Raw genomic sequence first — 17,477 nt, forward strand, 5'->3', positions numbered from 1 at the left:
GCGTCTTTGCCAATGCCGATGAACTCGAACACGACCGGCAGCACGACGACGGCACCGAGGGCTATGATCAGGAAGGCTAGCGCGCCCGCCGTGAACGCAAGAGAGATGAGGTTGAGCACGAAGAAGTTGCGCTTCTCGCGCTCGTTATAGACGAGGTTGAGGGCATCGAAGATATGCTTCATGCCGCCGTTGGCGCTCCACACCGACAAGGCTACGCCGATAATCAAGCTCAACCCAAGCGTCGCATTGCCCTTCTCGTTCAGAAGCTTGACCTGATCGCCGAGGATATCGACCACTAGATCAATCATCGCGTGTCAGGCTCGCCCACCAGTATCGATGAGCCTGATCCAGGACCCCTGGCATACTGGGTGTTAAGCCTCAGCGCAGACGAAACAGTAAGGGAAATTTGTTCGATCCAAGCGCAAAGTGACGATGAAGCGAAAGCCATCGCCTCGACCCTGCTTAATGGCCATGGCATCGATCTGCGGGAGCACGCCCGTTATCTGGCCAGCTACCCCCTCAAAGCGTGACATACCCTGAGCATTAGCCGCCGAGATCACAGGCTTGGAGTTGCATCCGACATCCGCCCGGCATCATGAAAGCGCGTCGAGCGATATCCTCTTCAACGTTTTTTTGCTCAGAAGCGGACTGTCCTGAAGTCACCCCAAGCGGCCATTCCGCCTTTGACCCAACCCGGCCATCCGAGTTGCCGCCGATGAGTCTCCAAAGCAGCCGTAAGGGCATGCCCCGACGGATGAACGAAAGAACAAACATCGGTGATGGCCGCAACTACCTTGGCCGCTCCGGGTTACTCGTCGCCTTGCGATATGGGGAGGTTTGGTGCCGGCCTGGATCGATCACGCTGTTTGGTGGCACGTCTTTCCTCTCGGGTTCGTTGGTGCTGAGGCGGAAGCCATCAGCAGCTCACCCGTCGCTCATCGCTTGGCCCACCTGCACGCTTGGCTCGATTATGCCGTGGAGCTTGGGGTTTCGGGATTGGCGCTTGGACCGATTTTTGCGGCGTCAACTCATGGTTACGACACCGTCGACCACTACAGGATCGATCCACGTCTGGGCGACGATGCGGATTTTGATGCTCTGGTCCAGGCCGCTCGCGCCCGCGGCCTGCGCCTCCTACTGGACGGCGTATTCAATCACGTCGGGCTTGGACATCCTGCCTATCGGGAAGTTCTCCGACGCGGTCCGGAGGCGGACCGAGCCAACTGGTTCAAGCTGTCCTGGCCGCGCGGCACCGCTTCCGGAACGGAACCAGACTACGCCTGCTTCGAGGGGCACCGGCAACTCGTCACATTCAACCATGATGAGCCCGAATTAGCGGACCACGTAACGTCCGTTATGAGGCACTGGCTCTCCCGCGGGGCCGACGGCTGGAGGCTGGACGCAGCCTATGCCGTACCACGACACTTCTGGTCCAGCGTCCTTCCCCGTGTGCGGGAAACCCATCCCGACGCCTACATCGTAGGCGAGGTGATCCACGGCGACTACGCCGGCATCGTGCGGGATACCAGCATGGATGCAGTGACCCAATACGAGTTGTGGAAGGCGATCTGGAGCGCACTCAATGACCGCAATCTCTTTGAGCTTGACCACGCGCTGGAGAGACACAATCGCTTTCTCGACACCTTCGTGCCGCTGACATTCGTGGGCAATCATGACGTGACGCGCATCGCGAGCCGGCTAAAGGATGATCGGCACTTGCCTCATGCCCTCGCCATCCTGTTTACCTGTGGTGGCACGCCGTCGATCTATGCTGGTGATGAGCAAGCCTTGCGTGGTGTGAAAGAAGAGCGCGTCGGGGGAGACGACGCGGTACGTCCAACCTTCCCACCGACGCCGACTGCACTCGCTCCTTGTGGCTGGTCAACCTACCGGCTGCACCAGTGCCTGATTGGCCTGCGTCGACGCTATCCCTGGCTGCACCGAGCACGGACGCAACAGGTTCATCTGACTAATGAGCAAGCCGTTCTGACCATAAGCGAAGGCTCACAGTACCTGCTGCTCGCCATGAACCTTTCTGATGATACTGTCCTACTACCCGCGTCGAATGCTTCTCTCATCGAGGCGGGGGCGGGTGAACTTACTGCCAACGCCGACGGTGCGACGCAGGTAAGGATTGGGTCCCACGGTTGGGCCGTTCTGTCTGCCTAGATTCTTGCTGGGGTGGACGGAGGTTGCGAGGTATTAGAAGCGTCGGAGCGCACCTCAATCGGATCGGCGTAAGACTGTTCGCTGCCTCGCAGTCGCATGTAGGACAACCTACCGGAAATCGGATCATTCGTCTGCACTGGGTCGTGGCTAGCCCCCCGGCTATGTCCGCTTCAATGCTTAGTGTGCTCTTAAGCGGACCAGCAAAAACCCACCCCGTGCGGCCATTCCGATAGCGACCCAAACTCGACGTTCAAGCCGCCATCGGGACTTCTCCGATGCGGTCGTTCATTAGCAGTCCGGCGACTTCGGTTTAGCGTAGAATGCAGGCTCCAACTTCACCGGATGTCACGATGAACCCCGGCCAACACCGATGCGCACCACTCGTCACGCAGCTCGTAATCACTTTCGCTGTGCTCATCGCTGGCGTCGCGCAAGCCTCAGAACCGACCGACGTCAGCAACTTTATCAAGGGGCTTGAACTAGGATGCGGCTTGTCGGAAGAACTCAAGGCATTCCGATCGGAACTCAATGCGCGTTACACGTTCGAGGCCGGATCGAAACGCTTGCAGAAGGGGGTTAACGTTCCTAAGCCATACGCAAAAGCTGTCGGTCGAGTACTTGCGTTCGATCGCGGAGAATATACCGAAGTTGTGGTTCCACTCAATGGCATATATCGCGGCCTTCATACCCGCTCTCTCATCTTTGACATAGGCCATAGTAATGGCGTCAATGTCATAAAACTTGTGTTTGATGCTGCACGATCAAAGGTTAACAGCATCATTGGACGTCAAGTAGCCGAAACACAGCGAGAGTTCGAAGCCGATCCGCAGGAGAAAGATTTTGGCTTCTCCGTCCAGATCACCGATGCTCATCGTGGATCGGTGTTGATCTGTAACCTCTCGACCTAATGGAAGCCCACTCACTATGGGTGGGCGGGAGATGAGAAGGCGACGTCCGCTTTATCGACGCTGTGTTCGGAAGCGGACTAGCAGAAATCCACCCACCCCGGTCATTCAGAGAACCATGCCGGCGGGGCTGGATTTGGCCGCAAGCGGCCGGTCTGCTTTCGAACGGGATGTCATAAAAGGAGAAGCGAGTAGTGGTTGCCCTGATCCCTATGGCGCAAGCCACTCTCGGCTCGAGAGTCGAATTCGACAGAAGAAAGCGGCGATGGGGCCAACGATGCCTTCCGGAGCGAGCCGAGACAGCTTTCCTTCATCGCGACGTTGACGGCGCACGTGGTCGATCATCACCTAGAACAGGGGGCGGCGCTGAGAAACTCAGGGGACGCTCCGACGACGGCGTATGGCCGAACCGCCTCCGGTAGCACCGGGCGAAGTGCGTGGCGTCCGGAAACCCCGATAGGGCCGCGACGGCGCCTATCGACAGAGGACTCTGGTGAAGGAGCCGCCGGGCGTGGTCGAGGCGGATGGCCCGGTACTGGTCGAGAAGCGTCCGGCCGAGCTTGTCCTGGAAGAGGCGGTCGAGCTGGCGTTCGCTGACGCCCGCGAGGACGGCGAGGGTGCGGCGGCCGAGGGGGATTTCGAGCGCCTTCTCCATCGCATCCAGGGCGGCGACGAGGGCGGGGTGATGAATCCCGTAACGCTCGGTCAGGGGGGCTCGCTGCGGATCCTCGGGCGCGCCGACCGCCGTGTGCAGGAACCAGTCCGAGACCCGACGGGCGAAGCCCGGTCCCATCCTCTCCGCGATGAGGGCGTAGGCCATGTCGATTGGCGCGATGCCGCCGCCGCAGGTGACGCGGTCCTGGGCAACGACGAAACGGGCGAGGCGCGGGTGGAGGTGGGGAAATGCCTCCCGGAGGGCCGCATCGTGCTCCCAGTGCACGGTGAAGTCGCGCCCGTCGAGGAGGCCCGCTTCCGCGAGGATGTACGGTCCACCCGAGATGCCGCCGATGCGTGTTCCTTGGCGGGCGAGGCGGCGCAGGCAGGCATGGATCGCCGGGCGGGACCAGTCGCTGACCGTGCCGCCGGCGCATACGAAGACCGTATGGAGGTCGTTGCGGCCCCCCGGCAGGGCTTCGACGGGCATGGCGGCCCCGGACGAGGAGGCCACGGAGCCGGATGGCCCCTCCCCAAAGAAGCGCAGGGTGTAGAGCGCGCGACCAGCCAGCCGGTTGGCCGCGCGGAACGGTTCGGTCGCTGAGGCGAACGACATCAGCGCGAAGCCGGGCACGAGAATGAAGCCGATCTCCTGGGATCGGTTCTCGTCGGCCCGGCCCGAAGGGGAGGCAACGGGGGGTGCGGTGGGAGCCGCCGCTCCTCCGTTCGCTGGGCTGATCCGTCTCATTCCACAGAGAAATCGTCTTCCCTGTGCGGGTGCAAGACTTCGATTGCTGCGATCCTGGCGGTTCGCCCTCGCGGGCTGGGGCGCGTCGCCCCCTGGAGGATCCGTCATGCCCGGTCCCGTCGTCGATCCCGTTTCCTCCTCCCCGCGGCAACCCACGCGCGCCGACGTGGTGATCGTCGGGGGCGGCATCGTTGGTACGGCGACGGCGCTGGAACTCGCGGAGCGCGGTCACTCCGTGGTGCTGTGCGAGAAGGGGGTGATCGCGGGGGAGCAGTCGAGCCGGAACTGGGGCTGGGTGCGGCTCTCCCGCCGCGATCCCCGGGAGATCGACTTGATGGCGGCCTCGATCCGCCTCTGGGAGGGCCTCGCCGAGCGCATCGGCGCGGATGTCGGCTACCGGCAATGCGGGATCCTGGTGCCCCTGCACTCCCCCGCCTTCCGCAGGCAGAACCTCGACTGGCTGCGCTACATCGAGAACACCCAGCACCGGGTCTCGCTGATCGGGAACGACCGCGTCCGCGAGCTGGTGCCCGACATGCACCTCGATTTCGACGGCGCGCTCTACTCACCCACCGACGGGCGGGCGGAGCCGCAGAAGGCGGCGCCCGCCATCGCGCGGGCGGCCCAGGCCAGGGGCGCGGTCATCCTCACGGGCTGCGCGGTGCGCGCCATCGAGACGACCGGCGGCCGGGTGACCGGCGTGACGACCGAGCGCGGGACGATCGCCGCCGACGCCGTGGTGGTCGCCGGGGGGGCGTGGTCGCGGCTGCTGCTGCGGGGCGTCGGGGTGAGCCTGCCACAGTTGAAGGTGCTCAACTCGGTCCTGCGCACCGAGCCCCTGGACGGCGGCCCAGAGACGACCGTGCGCGGCCCCGGCTTCTCCGTCCGCAAGCGCGCCGATGGGGGCTACACCGTCTCGACGCTCGCCTCGAACGTCTACGACCTCACCCCGGACAGCTTCCGCTTCCTCCCGAAGTTCCTCCCGGCGCTGCGGATGGAATGGGCGAGCCTGAAGCCCCGGGTAGGCGCGCGCTTCCTTCAGGAATGGCGCGACATGCGCCCGCCGAAGCCGGGGCAGCCCTCGCCCTTCGAGCGGACGCGGATCCTCGATCCGGAGCCGAGCGTCGCCATGACGGACCAGGCCATGGCGAGGCTCTCGGAAGCCTTTCCCGTATTCAGGGCTGCCCGGGTCGCGCAGCGATGGGCGGGCCTGATCGACGTGACGCCGGATGCCGTGCCCGTCATCTCCCCCGTCGCGGGCCGCCCGGGCCTCGTCGTGGCCACGGGCTTCTCGGGTCACGGCTTCGGCCTCGGTCCCGGCGCCGGACGCCTGACCGCCGACCTCGTCACCGGCGCGAGCCCGGTCGTCGATCCGTTGGCCTTCCGCCTCTCCCGTTTCTCGGACGGGTCGAAGATCGTGCCACTGACTGGCGTCTGAGGGCGGAAAGGAAGGCGGTGACGCCGGCGCGGATCCTGCAAGGCAAAGCTTGCGCATCGGCACGGGCCAGGGCACCTTCGGCGCAGGAACGGGCCCGCTGCGCGGGGGGATGTGATCAGCGACCTCAAGACCGCCTCGAACGCGCCGGCCGAGAACGCCCGCACCCTCGAACGGGCCCTCGGCCACCAGATCCGGCAGATGCGGCGCGAGCGCGACCTGTCCGTGTCCGATTTGGCGAGTGCCGCCGGCATCTCCCCTGGCATGGTCTCGAAGATCGAGAACGGGCAGATCTCGCCCTCGCTCTCTACCATCAACGCTATCGCGCTCGCCCTGAACGTGCCCATCACCGCGATGTTCACCGCCTTCGAGGAGAAACGCGACTGCTCCTATGTGCGGGCAGGCCAGGGCGTCGTCATTGAGCGGCGCGGCACCAAGGTCGGCCACATCTACGAATTGCTCGGCGCGGCGCTCGGCGGGGAACTCGTCGTCGAGCCCTATTTGATCACCCTGCAATCGGATGCCGAGGCCTATACCGGGTTCCGGCACGCGGGCGTCGAATTCATCTACATGCTGACCGGCGAAGTTGTGTATCGGCATTCCGGATACGATTATCCGCTTAAGCCCGGTGATGCGCTGCTGTTCGACTCCGAGGGCCTGCACGGCCCCGCCGTCCTCGTCGAGACGCCAATGACCTACCTGTCGATCATCGTCTATCAGCGGGCGTGAGCCGGACCCCGCCTCCGGATCGGTTTCTTGTAGAGAAAAATTTGTTCTCAAAGGTTGACGCGGCGGCGGACTCGTGCGACCACCTCGCTGGGTTGGTCGTGGGAGCGGAGTCGTCGCGATGTGCGGCATCGTCGGGTTGTTCCTGAAGAATCCGGAGCTGGAGCCGGCGCTCGGCACGCTGCTATCCGGCATGCTCGCGACGATGACCGAGCGCGGGCCCGACAGCGCGGGCTTCGCCGTCTACGGGCCGGACACGGTGGGGGTGAAGCTCACCCTGCGCGGAGCCGACTCGGAGATGCTCCGGGAAGCCGTGCAGGCCCTCTCGGCTCATCTGGGCGGGGAGACGCAGACGGTCATGCGCGATACCCATGCGGTCCTCGTCATCGACCCCGCGCGGATGGACGAGGCCAAGGCTTGGCTCGCCCACCACCGTCCGGAGATCGACCTCGTCGGGTTCGGACGGCGCATGGAGATCTTCAAGGAGACCGGGCTCCCGGCGAGCGTGGCGGCACGCTTCGATCTCGCTGGCATGGCGGGGACTCATGGGATCGGCCACACCCGCATGGCGACGGAGAGCGCCGTGACGACCAACGGCGCCCACCCGTTCTCGACGGGCGCCGACGAGTGCCTCGTCCATAACGGCTCGCTCTCGAACCCCAACGATCTGCGCCGCCGCCTGGAGCGGGAAGGTCTGCGCTTCGCGACCCGCAACGACACGGAGGTGGCGGCCGGCTACCTCACCTGGCGTATGCGCGAGGGCGCGAGCCTCGCCGAGGCCCTGGAAGCGGGTCTGTCGGACCTCGATGGCTTCTACACCTTCGTGGTGGGCACGCGGACGGGCTTTGCCGTTCTGCGCGATCCGATCGCCTGCAAACCCGCCGTGATGGCCGAGACGGACGACTACGTCGCCTTTGGCTCGGAATACCGGGTACTGGTCGGCCTCCCCGGCATCGACGCGGCGCGGGTCTTCGAGCCCGAGCCTGCCAAGGTCTACGCCTGGGAGCGCCACTGATGCCTGCCTTCGACTTGCACGAGCGGCCCCTACGCGAACTCAACCGCGCGCTGCATGCCCTGCGGACGGATACCAACGAGACCCTGTGGCGCGTCGCCAACCCGGATGGGCGCCACTCGATCGCGGTGGGGCTCGATGCTCCTGTTACCGTCGAGATCGGGGGCAATGCCGGTTACTATTGCGGCGGCATGAACAAGCAGGCGACGGTGATCGTCCACGGCAGCGCCGGGGTCGGCGTTGCCGAGAACATGATGTCCGGGGCGGTCCATGTCCACGGGGACGCGAGCCAGTCGGCCGGGGCGACCGCCCATGGGGGCCTGCTCGCCATCTACGGCAATGCGGGCTCCCGCTGCGGCATCTCGATGAAGGGCATCGACATCGTGGTGCGCGGCTCAATCGGGCATCTCTCGGCCTTCATGGCCCAGGCGGGAACCCTGACGGTCCTCGGCGATGCCGGGGAGGCCCTGGGCGATTCCCTCTACGAGGCCCGGCTCTACATCCGCGGCACCGTGAAGAGCTTGGGCGCCGACTGCATCGAGAAGCCGATGCGGGACGAGCATAGGGCGCAGGTTTACGCCAAGCTGGAAGCAGCAGGGCTGGCCGGCGAGGTCGATCCAGCCGAGTTCCGCCGCTACGGCTCCGCCCGCCAACTCTACCACTTCCATGTCGACAACGCCGGAGCCTACTGATGGCGACGCCCCGTACACGGCCCCGGTTCTCGGCGACCTTCACCCCCGACGTGATGTCGGAAATCCGCCGCGCGGCGGCCACGGGCATCTACGATATCCGCGGCGCTGGAGCGAAGCGTGCGCTCCCGCATTTCGACGATCTCCTGTTCCTCGGCGCCTCGGTGAGCCGCTATCCGCTGGAGGGCTACCGGGAACGTTGCGACACTGAGGTGATCCTGGGCAGCCGTTTCGCTTCGAAGCCGATCCGGCTCAAGACACCCGTGACGATCGCCGGGATGAGCTTCGGCTCTCTTTCGGCCAACGCCAAGGAGGCCCTGGGCCGGGGCGCCAGCCTCGCCGGCACCTCCACCACCACGGGCGACGGCGGCATGACCGACGAGGAGCGCGGCCATTCGCAGACCCTCGTTTACCAGTACCTGCCTTCCCGCTACGGCATGAACCCGGACGACCTGCGCCGGGCCGACGCCATCGAGGTGGTGATCGGCCAGGGGGCCAAGCCCGGCGGCGGCGGGATGCTGCTCGGCCAGAAGATCACCGAGCGGGTGGCCGGCATGCGCTGCCTGCCGCCTGGGATCGACCAGCGCTCGGCCTGCCGCCATCCCGACTGGACCGGCCCGGATGATCTGGAGATCAAGCTTGGCGAATTGCGCGAGATCACCGATTGGGAGAAGCCGATCTACGTCAAGGTCGGCGCCTCGCGGCCCTATTACGACACCGCGCTCGCCGCGAAATCCGGCGCGGACGTGGTGGTGCTCGACGGGATGCAGGGCGGCACAGCAGCCACGCAGGACGTGTTCATCGAGAATGTCGGTATCCCGATCCTGGCCGCCATCCGACCGGCGGTCCAAGCGCTGCAGGATCTCGGCCTGCACCGGAAAGTGCAACTCGTCGTCTCGGGGGGCATCCGCTCGGGCGCCGACATGGCCAAGGCCCTGGCTCTCGGTGCCGACGCGGTCGCCATCGGCACCGCCGCCCTGATCGCCCTCGGCGACAACGATCCTGCCTACGAAGCGGAATACGAGGCTCTGGGCACCACCGCCGGCGCTTACGATGACTGGCACGAGGGCAACGACCCCGCCGGCATCACCACCCAGAACCCCGAGCTTATGAAGCGCCTCGACCCCGAGCGCGCTGGCCGGCGGCTCGCCAACTACCTCTCGGTGATGACCCTGGAAGCCCAGACCATCGCCCGCGCCTGCGGCAAGAGCCACCTGCACAACCTCGAACCCGAGGATCTCGTCGCGCTCACCATCGAGGCGGCGGCGATGGCGGGCGTGCCGCTCGCCGGTACCGATTGGATCCCCGGCAAGACGGGGTTCTGAGCGCCGGAGCGTTCCGCGCCCGGTCGGCGTGGAACATGCGAGGCGCAAGAAAGGGTCCCGCCCGCCGCGTTCGAACGGCGCGGTGAACGGGCAGGCTCATCCCGGGTCCGACAGGCCGCCCCTCGGCGACGCTCGCCGAGATCGCAGGCCTGCGCCTCCCGGCCGCCCATTGTCCTCTGGGCCACCGCCGCGCGCGGGGCAGCCCTATCCAGGAGCGTGCGAGATGCCGGTTGACCTCGAGGTCGTCGCCCGTGAGCGCGGCATCCGCTACTTCCTGATCTCCTACACCGACCTGTTCGGTACCCAGCGTGCCAAGCTTGTGCCGGCGGGCGCCATCAATTCCGCATGCCGCAACGGCGCGGGTTTCGCCGGCTTCGCCACGTGGCTCGACATGAGCCCGGCCGACCCCGACATGCTGGCGGTGCCTGACCCCCACGGGCTGATCCAGCTTCCCTGGAAGCCTGAGGTCGGCTGGCTTCCGGCCGACCTCGTGATGGAGGGGCGCGCCGTCGCGCAGGGACCGCGCAACCTGCTCAAGCGCCTCATAGCGGAGGCGGCCGAGGACGGTCTTCAGATGAAGTCCGGCGTCGAGTGCGAATTCTTCCTGATCTCCCCCGACGGCAGCGCCCCCGCCGACGCGGCCGACCGGCAGGCCAAGCCGTGCTACGACCAGTCGGCCCTGATGCGGCGCTACGACGTGATCGCCGAAATCTGCGACGCGATGCAGGGTCTCGGCTGGAACCCGTACCAGAACGACCACGAGGACGCGAACGGCCAGTTCGAGATGAACTGGGACTACGCCGACGCCCTTGTGACGGCTGACCGGCATGCCTTCTTCAAGTACATGGCCCGCTCCGTCGCCGAAAAGCACGGGCTGCGGGCGACCTTCATGCCCAAGCCGTTCCCCGGGCTCACGGGCTCGGGCTGCCACGCCCATATCTCCCTGTGGCGAGACGGCCGGAACGTCTTCGAGGATCCCGAGGACGCCATTGGCCTCTCGCGGGAGGGCTACCACTTCATCGGCGGGATGATTTACTCGGCCGACGCCCTGGCCGCCCTCACCAACCCCACTGTGAATTCCTACAAGCGCATCAATGCCCCCCGCACTGTCTCCGGGGCGACCTGGGCGCCGAACACCGTCACCTATACCGGCAACAACCGCACCCACATGATCCGGGTGCCCGGTCACGGGCGGTTCGAGTTCCGCCTCGCCGACGGGGCCGCCAACCCCTACCTGCTCCAGGCTGCCCTGCTGGCCGCCGGGCTCGACGGCCTGCGCAACGCCCGGGATCCGGGCCCGCGCCTCGACATCAACATGTACACCGAAGGCCACACGGTGCAGGGCGTGAAGCGCCTGCCCCTGAACATGCTCGACGCCCTGCGGGCCCTCGAGGCCAGCGGCCCCCTCAACGAGGCGCTGGGCGCCTTCGTGCCGAGTTACGTGAAGCTCAAGCACGAGGAGTGGAACGATTATTGCCGCCACCTCACGCAGTGGGAGCGCGACACGACCCTCGATTGCTGAGGCTTTCGTCACGCCATCCATAGGGGTTTCGGGTTCGGCCATGCGCGTCATCGATCACATCGTCGGCAGCCGAACGGATGCGGCCATCGCGGCGCAGCTGCACCATCTCGACCATCACCGCGCCGTCGACGTGCTGACGGTCGCGAGCGCCGACATTGCTCGTCGCCGGCTGCGGGCGACGACGGAGGGCGGCGATGAGGTCGCCCTGGCGCTTCCCCGCGACCAGACCCTGTTCGACGGCGCGGTTCTGCTGCTGGAACCGGGCCACGCCCTCGTCGTGCGGGTCGGCGCCCAGGATTGGCTGCGCCTCACCGCCCGCGATGCGGCCGATGCGCTGGAACTCGGCTATCACGCGGGCAACCTGCACTGGCGGGTGCGCTTCGAGACGGGATCGCTCCTCGTCGCCCTCGACGGGCCGGTCACGGACTATCTGGCCCGCCTCGGCGAGTTGGCGACCGGGGACCGGCTCGCATGGGAGGTCACGCAAGGCGCCGGGGGCGGGGCCGTCCACGGCCACGCCCACCATCACAATCACCATCATCACCCGGAGCCTGCCCGGTGACGACCGGTCGGCTCCTCGCCCTCCAGCATGCCGATACGGCCTTCCCCAGCGGTGCCTTCGCCTTCTCGAACGGGGTCGAGGGGCTGGCGGCTCTCGCTTCCGGCCTCGACGCGCCAAGTCTCAGGCACGCGGCGGAGGCGGTGGTGCGGTATCGCTGGGCCGGGAGCGAGCGCGTGGCGCTCGCCCATGCGCACCGGGCCGGTGACGACCTCGCCGTCCTTGCCCGGATCGACGCGGCCCTTGAGGCCGCGACCCCCGCCGAGCCGATGCGTCTCGGCAGCCGCAGAAACGGCGGTGCCCTCCTGGCGGCCCATCTCCGCCTCGGGACACCCGGAGCGGGCCCCCTCCGGGCAGCCATCAGCGATGGGAGGCTCCTCGGCCATTTGAGCGTGGTGCAGGGAGCCCTGTGGCGCGCTCTCGGCCTGGAGGAGGCCGCCTGCCTCGAGATCGCGGGCTACCAGACGGTCGCCGGCCTCGTCGCCGCCGCCGTCCGGCTCGGGCGGATCGGGGCCATCGAGGCGCAGGCCATCGTCGCGGCCCTGCTGCCGGTGGTGGCGGAATGCGCCGCCGCGCCCATCCCGGACACGCCGGATTTCACGGCCTTCGCTCCCCTCATCGAGATCGCCGCCATGCGCCACGCCCGCGCCGAGCTGCGGCTGTTCGCGAACTAGGAAAGCCCGATGCTGCTCACGCCGACGGAACTCGAACGGCTGACCATCTTCACGACGGCCGAACTCGCGCGCAAACGCCGGGCACGCGGCCTGAAGCTGAATTACCCGGAAGCGGTGGCGATCATCACCGACGAGATCCTGGAGGGCGCTCGCGACGGGCGCAGCGTCGCCGACCTGATCGGTTGGGGCTCAACCCTGCTATCGACCGACGACGTGATGCCCGGTGTCGCGGCGATGATGCACATCCTCCAGGTCGAGGGCATGTTTCCCGATGGCACGAAGCTCGTCACCGTCCACGAACCGATCCGCCCCGCCGAGGGCGCGGAGGCGGATACGCTCCGGCCCGGCGAGATCCTTCCGGCCGAGGGCACGATCGAGCTAGCGGCTGGGCGCCCCCGGCTCGAGATCGAGGTGGTCAATACCGGCGACCGGCCGGTCCAGATCGGCTCGCACTACCACTTCTTCGAGGTGAACCGCGCCCTCGATTTCGACCGGGAACGGGCCCTCGGATATCGCCTCGACATCCCCGCCGGCACCGCCGTGCGGTTCGAGCCCGGCCAGCGTAAGCGCGTGCCGCTCGTGGGCTTCGGCGGCGAGCGGGACCTCAGCGGCCTCAACAACCTGACCCGGGGCACTCTGCCCGACGACGCGGCGCGGGCGGCGGCCCTGTCACGGGCGAAGGCCCGGGGCTTCAAGGGCGCGTGAGGAGGATACGATGGTCACGATTCCCCGCCGCGACTACGCCGCCCTCTACGGCCCGACCACCGGCGACGGCGTGCGGCTCGCCGATACGTCCCTGATCGCCGTCGTCGAGCACGACCACGCGATCTACGGCGACGAGTGCCTGCACGGCGGCGGCAAGACCCTGCGGGACGGCATCGGCATGGCGGCGGGCGTCACGGCGGTCCAGGGCGCCCTCGACTTCCTCCTGTGCAACGTCCTCGTCATCGATCCCGTCATCGGCATTGTGAAGGGCGACCTCGGCATAAAGAACGGGCGGATCGTGGCGCTCGGCAAGGCCGGCAATCCCGCCATCATGGACGGGGTCGATCCCCGCCTCATCGTCTCGGCGGGTACGACGGTGCGCGATTGCGAGGGCCTGATCGCCACCCCCGGCGCCATCGACGTGCACGTGCATTTCGACTCGGCCGCCCTGCCGGACCACGCCATCGCCTCCGGCGTCACCACCCTGCTCGGGGGCTCGCTGGGGCCGATCACCGTCGGCATCGATTCCGGGGGGCCGTTCAACACCGGCAAGATGCTCCAGGCGGCAGAAGCGTGGCCGGTCAATTTCGGATTCCTCGGGCGGGGCAACACCCACCGCCCTGCGGCCCTGAAGGAGCAGCTGGAAACCGGCGTCCTAGGGCTCAAGATCCACGAGGATTGGGGGGCCATGCCGGCGGCGATCGATTCCTGCCTCGCCTTCGCCGACGAACACGACTTCCAAGTTCAGCTTCACACCGACACGCTCAATGAGTCGGGCTTCGTGGAGGACACGCTGGCGGCGATCGGCGGCCGGACGATCCACATGTACCACACGGAGGGGGCCGGGGGCGGCCACGCGCCGGACATCATCCGGGTGGCGGGCCTGCCCCATTGCCTGCCCTCGTCCACGAACCCGACCAACCCTTATACGGTCAACACCTTCGACGAACACCTCGACATGACGATGGTGTGCCATCACCTGAATCCGGCCCTGCCGGAGGACGTCGCCTTCGCCGAGAGCCGCATCCGCGCCCAGACCATCGCCGCCGAGGACGTGCTGCACGACATCGGCGCGATCTCCATGCTTGGCTCCGACAGCCAGGGCATGGGCCGCATCCACGAGGTGATCTGCCGGACATGGCAGCTCGCCTCCAAGATGAAGGACCAGCGCGGCCCCCTGCCGGAGGAGAAGCCGGGTTTCGGGGACAATGCCCGGATCAAGCGCTACATCGCCAAGTACACGATCAACGCCGCCCGCACCTTCGGCATCGACGCGCATATCGGCTCCCTGGAGCCGGGCAAGATGGCCGACATCGTGGTGTGGCGCCCGGCCTTCTTCGGCATCAAGCCGGAACTCGTGATCAAGGGCGGCTTCATCGCCTGGGGTGCCATGGGCGATTCCGCCGCCTCCCTCATGACCTGCGAGCCGATGCTGATGCGCCCGCAATGGGGGGCGTTCGGCCTCGCCAAACAAGGCCTGTCGGCCTGCTTCGTCCATCCGTTGGCGATCGACGCGGAACTCGGCGGGCAACTCGGCCTGCGCAAGGCCCTGCTGCCCGCAAAGGGAACACGCAGGCTCACCAAGACGGATATGCTCTGGAACGACGTTTGCCCGGAGATCCGGGTCGATCCCCAGACTTTCGACGTGTTCGTAGACGGGCAACTCGCCACCTGCGAGCCGGCGCGGACGCTGCCGCTCGCCCAACGCTACATGCTTCGCTGAGGGGATCGCCATGAGATTGACCCTTCACTCCGAGCCCGAGCCTGGGATCCGGCCTGCGAACGCCGCCCGGATCGGGATCGGTGGCCCGGTCGGCTCGGGCAAGACGGCGCTTATCGAGCGCCTTATCCCGGTCCTCGCCGGCCGGGGGATCGACCTCGCCGTCGTCACGAACGACCTCGTCACCAAGGAGGACGCCGAGCGCCTGCGCCGCTCCGGTCTGATTGACCCAGCCCGGGTCTCAGCCGTCGAGGCCGGCGCCTGTCCGCATACGGTGATCCGCGAGGACCCAACCCTCAACATCGCGGCGGGCGACGCCCTGGAGGCGCGCTTCCCCGGCCTCGAATTACTGATCTTCGAATCGGGGGGCGATAACCTCGCCTCGACCTTCTCCCTCGACCTTGTGGATTGGTGGATTTTCGTGATCGACGTTGCCGGCGGCGACGACATCCCGAGGAAGCGCGGGCCAGGGGTGCTGCGTTGCGACCTCCTCGTCGTCAACAAGACCGATCTTGCCCCCCATGTCGGCATCGACCTGCCGGCCATGCTCGCCGAGGCCAGGGCCGTGCGCGGCGATAAGCCGGTAATCGAGACCAATGCGCGGCGCGGCGATGGTGTCGAGGCCGTTGCCGACGCCATTGCCCGCGCCGTCCTGTTCGCGCCCTGATGCGGCCATCCCCCGCCGCGAGGGAACGCGCACGATGACCTACGACGACGTCAGCGCGCCGGGGCCGGATCTCACCATGGCCGATCCCGTGCGCCCCGTGCAGCCCCCGAGCAGCCGCCACGTCGAGGCCCGCCTGACCTTCGCCAGGGGAGGGGGGACGACGGTGCTTGGTCGCCAGGAGGTGCCCTACCCGTTCCACATCACCCGCGCATTCCGGCTCCAGCCGGACGCGCCGGACCTCGCGACGCTCTATCTACAATCGGCCTCCGGTGGCCTGTACCGGGGCGACCGGCTCGGGCTCTCCGTCGACGTACGGGCAGGGGCGCGGGTCCATGTGACGACCCAGTCGGCGACGGTGGTGCACAACACTGGGAGCGCTCCCGCCCGGCAGGCGACGCGTCTGGAAATCGGGCCGGGCGCCTTCCTCGCCCTGGACCCGGATCCGCTCATTCTGTTTCCGGGCGCGGCCCTGGGCCTCGACACCCATGTCACCCTCGCCGAGGGGGCGAGGGCCATCGTCACGGAGGGCATCGCCCATCACGATCCGCGCGGGGAGGGGCGTCCCTTCGCGCAACTCGACATTGCGCTGACCATCGCGGATGCGGGCGGGCGGCTGCGCGTGGCCGAGCGTGGGCAGATCGACGGCGCGGACTGGGCTGCCCGGTCCTCGCCGCTCGGCACGTACCGCGCCTACGGGTCGATGCTCGTTCTGGCAGCGGAGGGGATCCTGCCGGAGACCGGCCGCCTTCAAGCCGCTGCCGACGAGGCCGGCTGCCTGGGCGGGATGAGCCCCCTCCCCAACGGGGCGGGACTCGGCCTGCGCCTTCTCGCCCCCGATGGGGGCCGGCTCTCGGCGGGGCTTCAGGCCGCCTTCGCAGTGGCCTTCACGGCCCTGGCCGGCACGGTGCCCGGCCGGCGGCGGAAATAGGCCAGCCCCTCAGGTTTCCTCACGAATGCGCCGGAACAGGAAGACCTCGGGCCCGGGAGCGGGTGTCCGCGCCGGGGCCGCTCCGTGCCGTTCGAGGAAGGCCTGAATCATTCCTGCGGCCGCCGGGCTCAGGGCCGGCTTCCACAGCCACGGGTCGGACGTCTCGTTCACGGAGTTGTCCTCGAAGAGGGCCCGGCACGCATCGTCTGCGGTGCCGACCGACCATTCGCGGAAGTCGGCACCGAACTCCTTCACGTAGCTCGCGAAGGCGAATTTGATCTGCTGGATGCTGTCGGCCATCGGCGGGATTTCCAGGATTGCGATCAGGCCGGGATCGGATTGAGCCGGCTTGGTCCCATCGCCTGGGCCGATCCGCCACCCTGAAGGCTCTGGGCGCGTGTCGTGCCGCGCCGCTTCTCCTCGGCAGACATTTCCCTAATCACCGCCTCGAGGGCCGTCAGCGCCGTTCCGACGCCGTGCCGGGCCGCCAGCGTCAGCCACGCAAAGCCCTCGACCCGGTCCTGCGCGACGCCGATGCCGTGGGCGTAGAGGTGTCCGAGGCGGGCCTGGGAGGGGTAATGTCCGGTTTCGGCGGCCCGGCGGTACAAGGCCGCCGCCCGTGCCGGATCGGGCGCGATCCCGTCGCCCTTCGCGAGCAGCGTCGCGAGGTTGTAGCAGGCCATGGTATCGCCGCCCTCGGCGGCCCGTTCGAGCCAGATGAGAGCCGCGCCCCTGTCACGGGCGACGCCCTGGCCCATCGCCAGCATGGCACCGACATTGGTGGCCGCTGCGAGATGCCCCTGCTCGGCCGCGCGCCGGTACCACGCGAAGGCCGTGCCCGGCGAGGCCGGGACGCCGAGACCGTTGGCATGAAGAGCGCCAAGCCATGCCTGCGCCTCCGCATGCCCCCCATTGGCAAGGGGTTCGAGCAACCCACGGGCCTGCGCGTAGGCGCCCTCGCAGAAGGCATCGAGGGCAGCGGCGAATCCGTCGCCTGCCGGGCAATCGGTGATGGCCATGACGGGCATTGCGTGTCTCC

The 17,477-nt window shown here is 67.4% G+C and carries 17 protein-coding genes and 1 pseudogene; 14 read left to right on the forward strand and 4 right to left on the reverse strand.

From position 1 onward, the window contains the following. Positions 1-293, reverse strand: a pseudogene (locus MKK52_RS03020) (YhjD/YihY/BrkB family envelope integrity protein); the annotation flags it as partial. Between the two features lie 547 nt (positions 294-840). Between MKK52_RS03020 and MKK52_RS03025 the strand changes: the two are divergent. Both MKK52_RS03025 and MKK52_RS03030 read left to right on the forward strand, forming a co-directional pair. Then, positions 841-2,169, forward strand: coding sequence for an alpha-amylase family protein (locus MKK52_RS03025; protein ID WP_243952270.1), 1,329 nt, complete (start codon positions 841-843; stop codon positions 2,167-2,169). Between the two features lie 350 nt (positions 2,170-2,519). Further along, positions 2,520-3,077 (forward strand): hypothetical protein, encoded by a 558-nt coding sequence (locus tag MKK52_RS03030; RefSeq protein WP_243952271.1) that lies wholly within the window; start codon positions 2,520-2,522, stop codon positions 3,075-3,077. 307 nt (positions 3,078-3,384) lie between these two features. On the opposite strand, the gene MKK52_RS03035 is transcribed toward MKK52_RS03030, so the two are convergent. After that, positions 3,385-4,344: a GlxA family transcriptional regulator gene (locus tag MKK52_RS03035; protein ID WP_243952272.1), complete on the reverse strand. Its 960-nt coding sequence runs from the start codon at positions 4,342-4,344 to the stop codon at positions 3,385-3,387. A gap of 238 nt (positions 4,345-4,582) precedes the next feature. Between MKK52_RS03035 and MKK52_RS03040 the strand changes: the two genes are divergently transcribed. The 12 genes from MKK52_RS03040 (at position 4,583) to MKK52_RS03095 (ending at position 16,438) form a co-directional block, all read left to right on the forward strand. Beyond that, positions 4,583-5,914, forward strand: a complete 1,332-nt coding sequence (locus tag MKK52_RS03040; protein WP_243952273.1) for an NAD(P)/FAD-dependent oxidoreductase — start codon at positions 4,583-4,585, stop codon at positions 5,912-5,914. A 111-nt stretch (positions 5,915-6,025) separates the two neighbouring features. Beyond that, positions 6,026-6,640 carry a helix-turn-helix domain-containing protein gene (locus MKK52_RS03045; protein WP_243952274.1) on the forward strand — a complete coding sequence of 205 codons (615 nt, stop codon included), beginning with the start codon at positions 6,026-6,028 and terminating at the stop codon, positions 6,638-6,640. A gap of 118 nt (positions 6,641-6,758) precedes the next feature. After that, entirely contained in the window at positions 6,759-7,652 is an 894-nt protein-coding gene (locus tag MKK52_RS03050) for a glutamine amidotransferase (protein ID WP_243952275.1), read from the forward strand. Next, entirely contained in the window at positions 7,652-8,341 is a 690-nt protein-coding gene (locus tag MKK52_RS03055) for a protein glxC (protein WP_243952276.1), read from the forward strand. The genes MKK52_RS03050 and MKK52_RS03055 overlap by 1 nt, the downstream gene beginning before the upstream one ends. Next, on the forward strand, positions 8,341-9,663 hold the full coding sequence (locus MKK52_RS03060; protein WP_243952277.1) for an FMN-binding glutamate synthase family protein: 1,323 nt from the start codon (positions 8,341-8,343) through the stop codon (positions 9,661-9,663). The genes MKK52_RS03055 and MKK52_RS03060 overlap by 1 nt, the downstream gene beginning before the upstream one ends. A 223-nt stretch (positions 9,664-9,886) precedes the next feature. Then, positions 9,887-11,185 carry a type III glutamate--ammonia ligase gene (glnT, locus tag MKK52_RS03065; protein ID WP_243952278.1) on the forward strand — a complete coding sequence of 433 codons (1,299 nt, stop codon included), beginning with the start codon at positions 9,887-9,889 and terminating at the stop codon, positions 11,183-11,185. Positions 11,186-11,225: 40 nt separating this feature from the next. Next, on the forward strand, positions 11,226-11,747 hold the full coding sequence (gene ureE, locus MKK52_RS03070; protein WP_243952279.1) for an urease accessory protein UreE: 522 nt from the start codon (positions 11,226-11,228) through the stop codon (positions 11,745-11,747). Further along, positions 11,744-12,418, forward strand: coding sequence for an urease accessory protein UreF (locus MKK52_RS03075; RefSeq protein WP_243952280.1), 675 nt, complete (start codon positions 11,744-11,746; stop codon positions 12,416-12,418). Before ureE ends, MKK52_RS03075 begins: the two co-directional genes overlap by 4 nt. Positions 12,419-12,427: 9 nt before the next feature. After that, entirely contained in the window at positions 12,428-13,123 is a 696-nt protein-coding gene (locus MKK52_RS03080; RefSeq protein ID WP_243952281.1) for an urease subunit gamma, read from the forward strand. A gap of 10 nt (positions 13,124-13,133) precedes the next feature. Beyond that, on the forward strand, positions 13,134-14,846 hold the full coding sequence (gene ureC / locus MKK52_RS03085; RefSeq protein ID WP_243952282.1) for an urease subunit alpha: 1,713 nt from the start codon (positions 13,134-13,136) through the stop codon (positions 14,844-14,846). A gap of 10 nt (positions 14,847-14,856) precedes the next feature. Next, the gene (gene ureG, locus MKK52_RS03090; protein ID WP_243952283.1) at positions 14,857-15,510 is read left to right on the forward strand and encodes an urease accessory protein UreG; all 654 of its coding nucleotides are present in this window, start codon (positions 14,857-14,859) and stop codon (positions 15,508-15,510) included. A 34-nt stretch (positions 15,511-15,544) separates the two neighbouring features. After that, entirely contained in the window at positions 15,545-16,438 is an 894-nt protein-coding gene (locus MKK52_RS03095; protein WP_243952284.1) for an urease accessory protein UreD, read from the forward strand. A gap of 9 nt (positions 16,439-16,447) precedes the next feature. On the opposite strand, the gene MKK52_RS03100 is transcribed toward MKK52_RS03095, so the two are convergent. Together MKK52_RS03100 and MKK52_RS03105 are read right to left on the reverse strand one after the other, a co-directional pair. Continuing rightward, positions 16,448-16,738 carry a hypothetical protein gene (locus tag MKK52_RS03100; protein WP_243952285.1) on the reverse strand — a complete coding sequence of 97 codons (291 nt, stop codon included), beginning with the start codon at positions 16,736-16,738 and terminating at the stop codon, positions 16,448-16,450. 23 nt (positions 16,739-16,761) lie between these two features. Beyond that, positions 16,762-17,466, reverse strand: a complete 705-nt coding sequence (locus MKK52_RS03105; protein WP_243952286.1) for a tetratricopeptide repeat protein — start codon at positions 17,464-17,466, stop codon at positions 16,762-16,764. Positions 17,467-17,477 lie beyond the last annotated feature (11 nt).

The organism is Methylobacterium sp. J-067, assembly GCF_022829465.1.
Classification (GTDB): domain Bacteria; phylum Pseudomonadota; class Alphaproteobacteria; order Rhizobiales; family Beijerinckiaceae; genus Methylobacterium; species Methylobacterium litchii.

Bases quoted from the DNA above. Each gene is read 5' to 3' on its own strand.
- ureC (WP_243952282.1), top strand. From the start codon at position 13,134: ATGGTCACGATTCCCCGCCGCGACTACGCCGCCCTCTACGGCCCGACC.
- glnT (WP_243952278.1), top strand. From the start codon at position 9,887: ATGCCGGTTGACCTCGAGGTCGTCGCCCGTGAGCGCGGCATCCGCTAC.
- MKK52_RS03080 (WP_243952281.1), top strand. From the start codon at position 12,428: ATGCTGCTCACGCCGACGGAACTCGAACGGCTGACCATCTTCACGACG.
- ureE (WP_243952279.1), top strand. From the start codon at position 11,226: ATGCGCGTCATCGATCACATCGTCGGCAGCCGAACGGATGCGGCCATC.
- MKK52_RS03050 (WP_243952275.1), top strand. From the start codon at position 6,759: ATGTGCGGCATCGTCGGGTTGTTCCTGAAGAATCCGGAGCTGGAGCCG.
- MKK52_RS03030 (WP_243952271.1), top strand. From the start codon at position 2,520: ATGAACCCCGGCCAACACCGATGCGCACCACTCGTCACGCAGCTCGTA.
- ureG (WP_243952283.1), top strand. From the start codon at position 14,857: ATGAGATTGACCCTTCACTCCGAGCCCGAGCCTGGGATCCGGCCTGCG.
- MKK52_RS03105 (WP_243952286.1), bottom strand. From the start codon at position 17,466: ATGCCCGTCATGGCCATCACCGATTGCCCGGCAGGCGACGGATTCGCC.
- MKK52_RS03040 (WP_243952273.1), top strand. From the start codon at position 4,583: ATGCCCGGTCCCGTCGTCGATCCCGTTTCCTCCTCCCCGCGGCAACCC.
- MKK52_RS03060 (WP_243952277.1), top strand. From the start codon at position 8,341: ATGGCGACGCCCCGTACACGGCCCCGGTTCTCGGCGACCTTCACCCCC.
- MKK52_RS03095 (WP_243952284.1), top strand. From the start codon at position 15,545: ATGACCTACGACGACGTCAGCGCGCCGGGGCCGGATCTCACCATGGCC.
- MKK52_RS03035 (WP_243952272.1), bottom strand. From the start codon at position 4,344: ATGTCGTTCGCCTCAGCGACCGAACCGTTCCGCGCGGCCAACCGGCTG.
- MKK52_RS03100 (WP_243952285.1), bottom strand. From the start codon at position 16,738: ATGGCCGACAGCATCCAGCAGATCAAATTCGCCTTCGCGAGCTACGTG.
- MKK52_RS03055 (WP_243952276.1), top strand. From the start codon at position 7,652: ATGCCTGCCTTCGACTTGCACGAGCGGCCCCTACGCGAACTCAACCGC.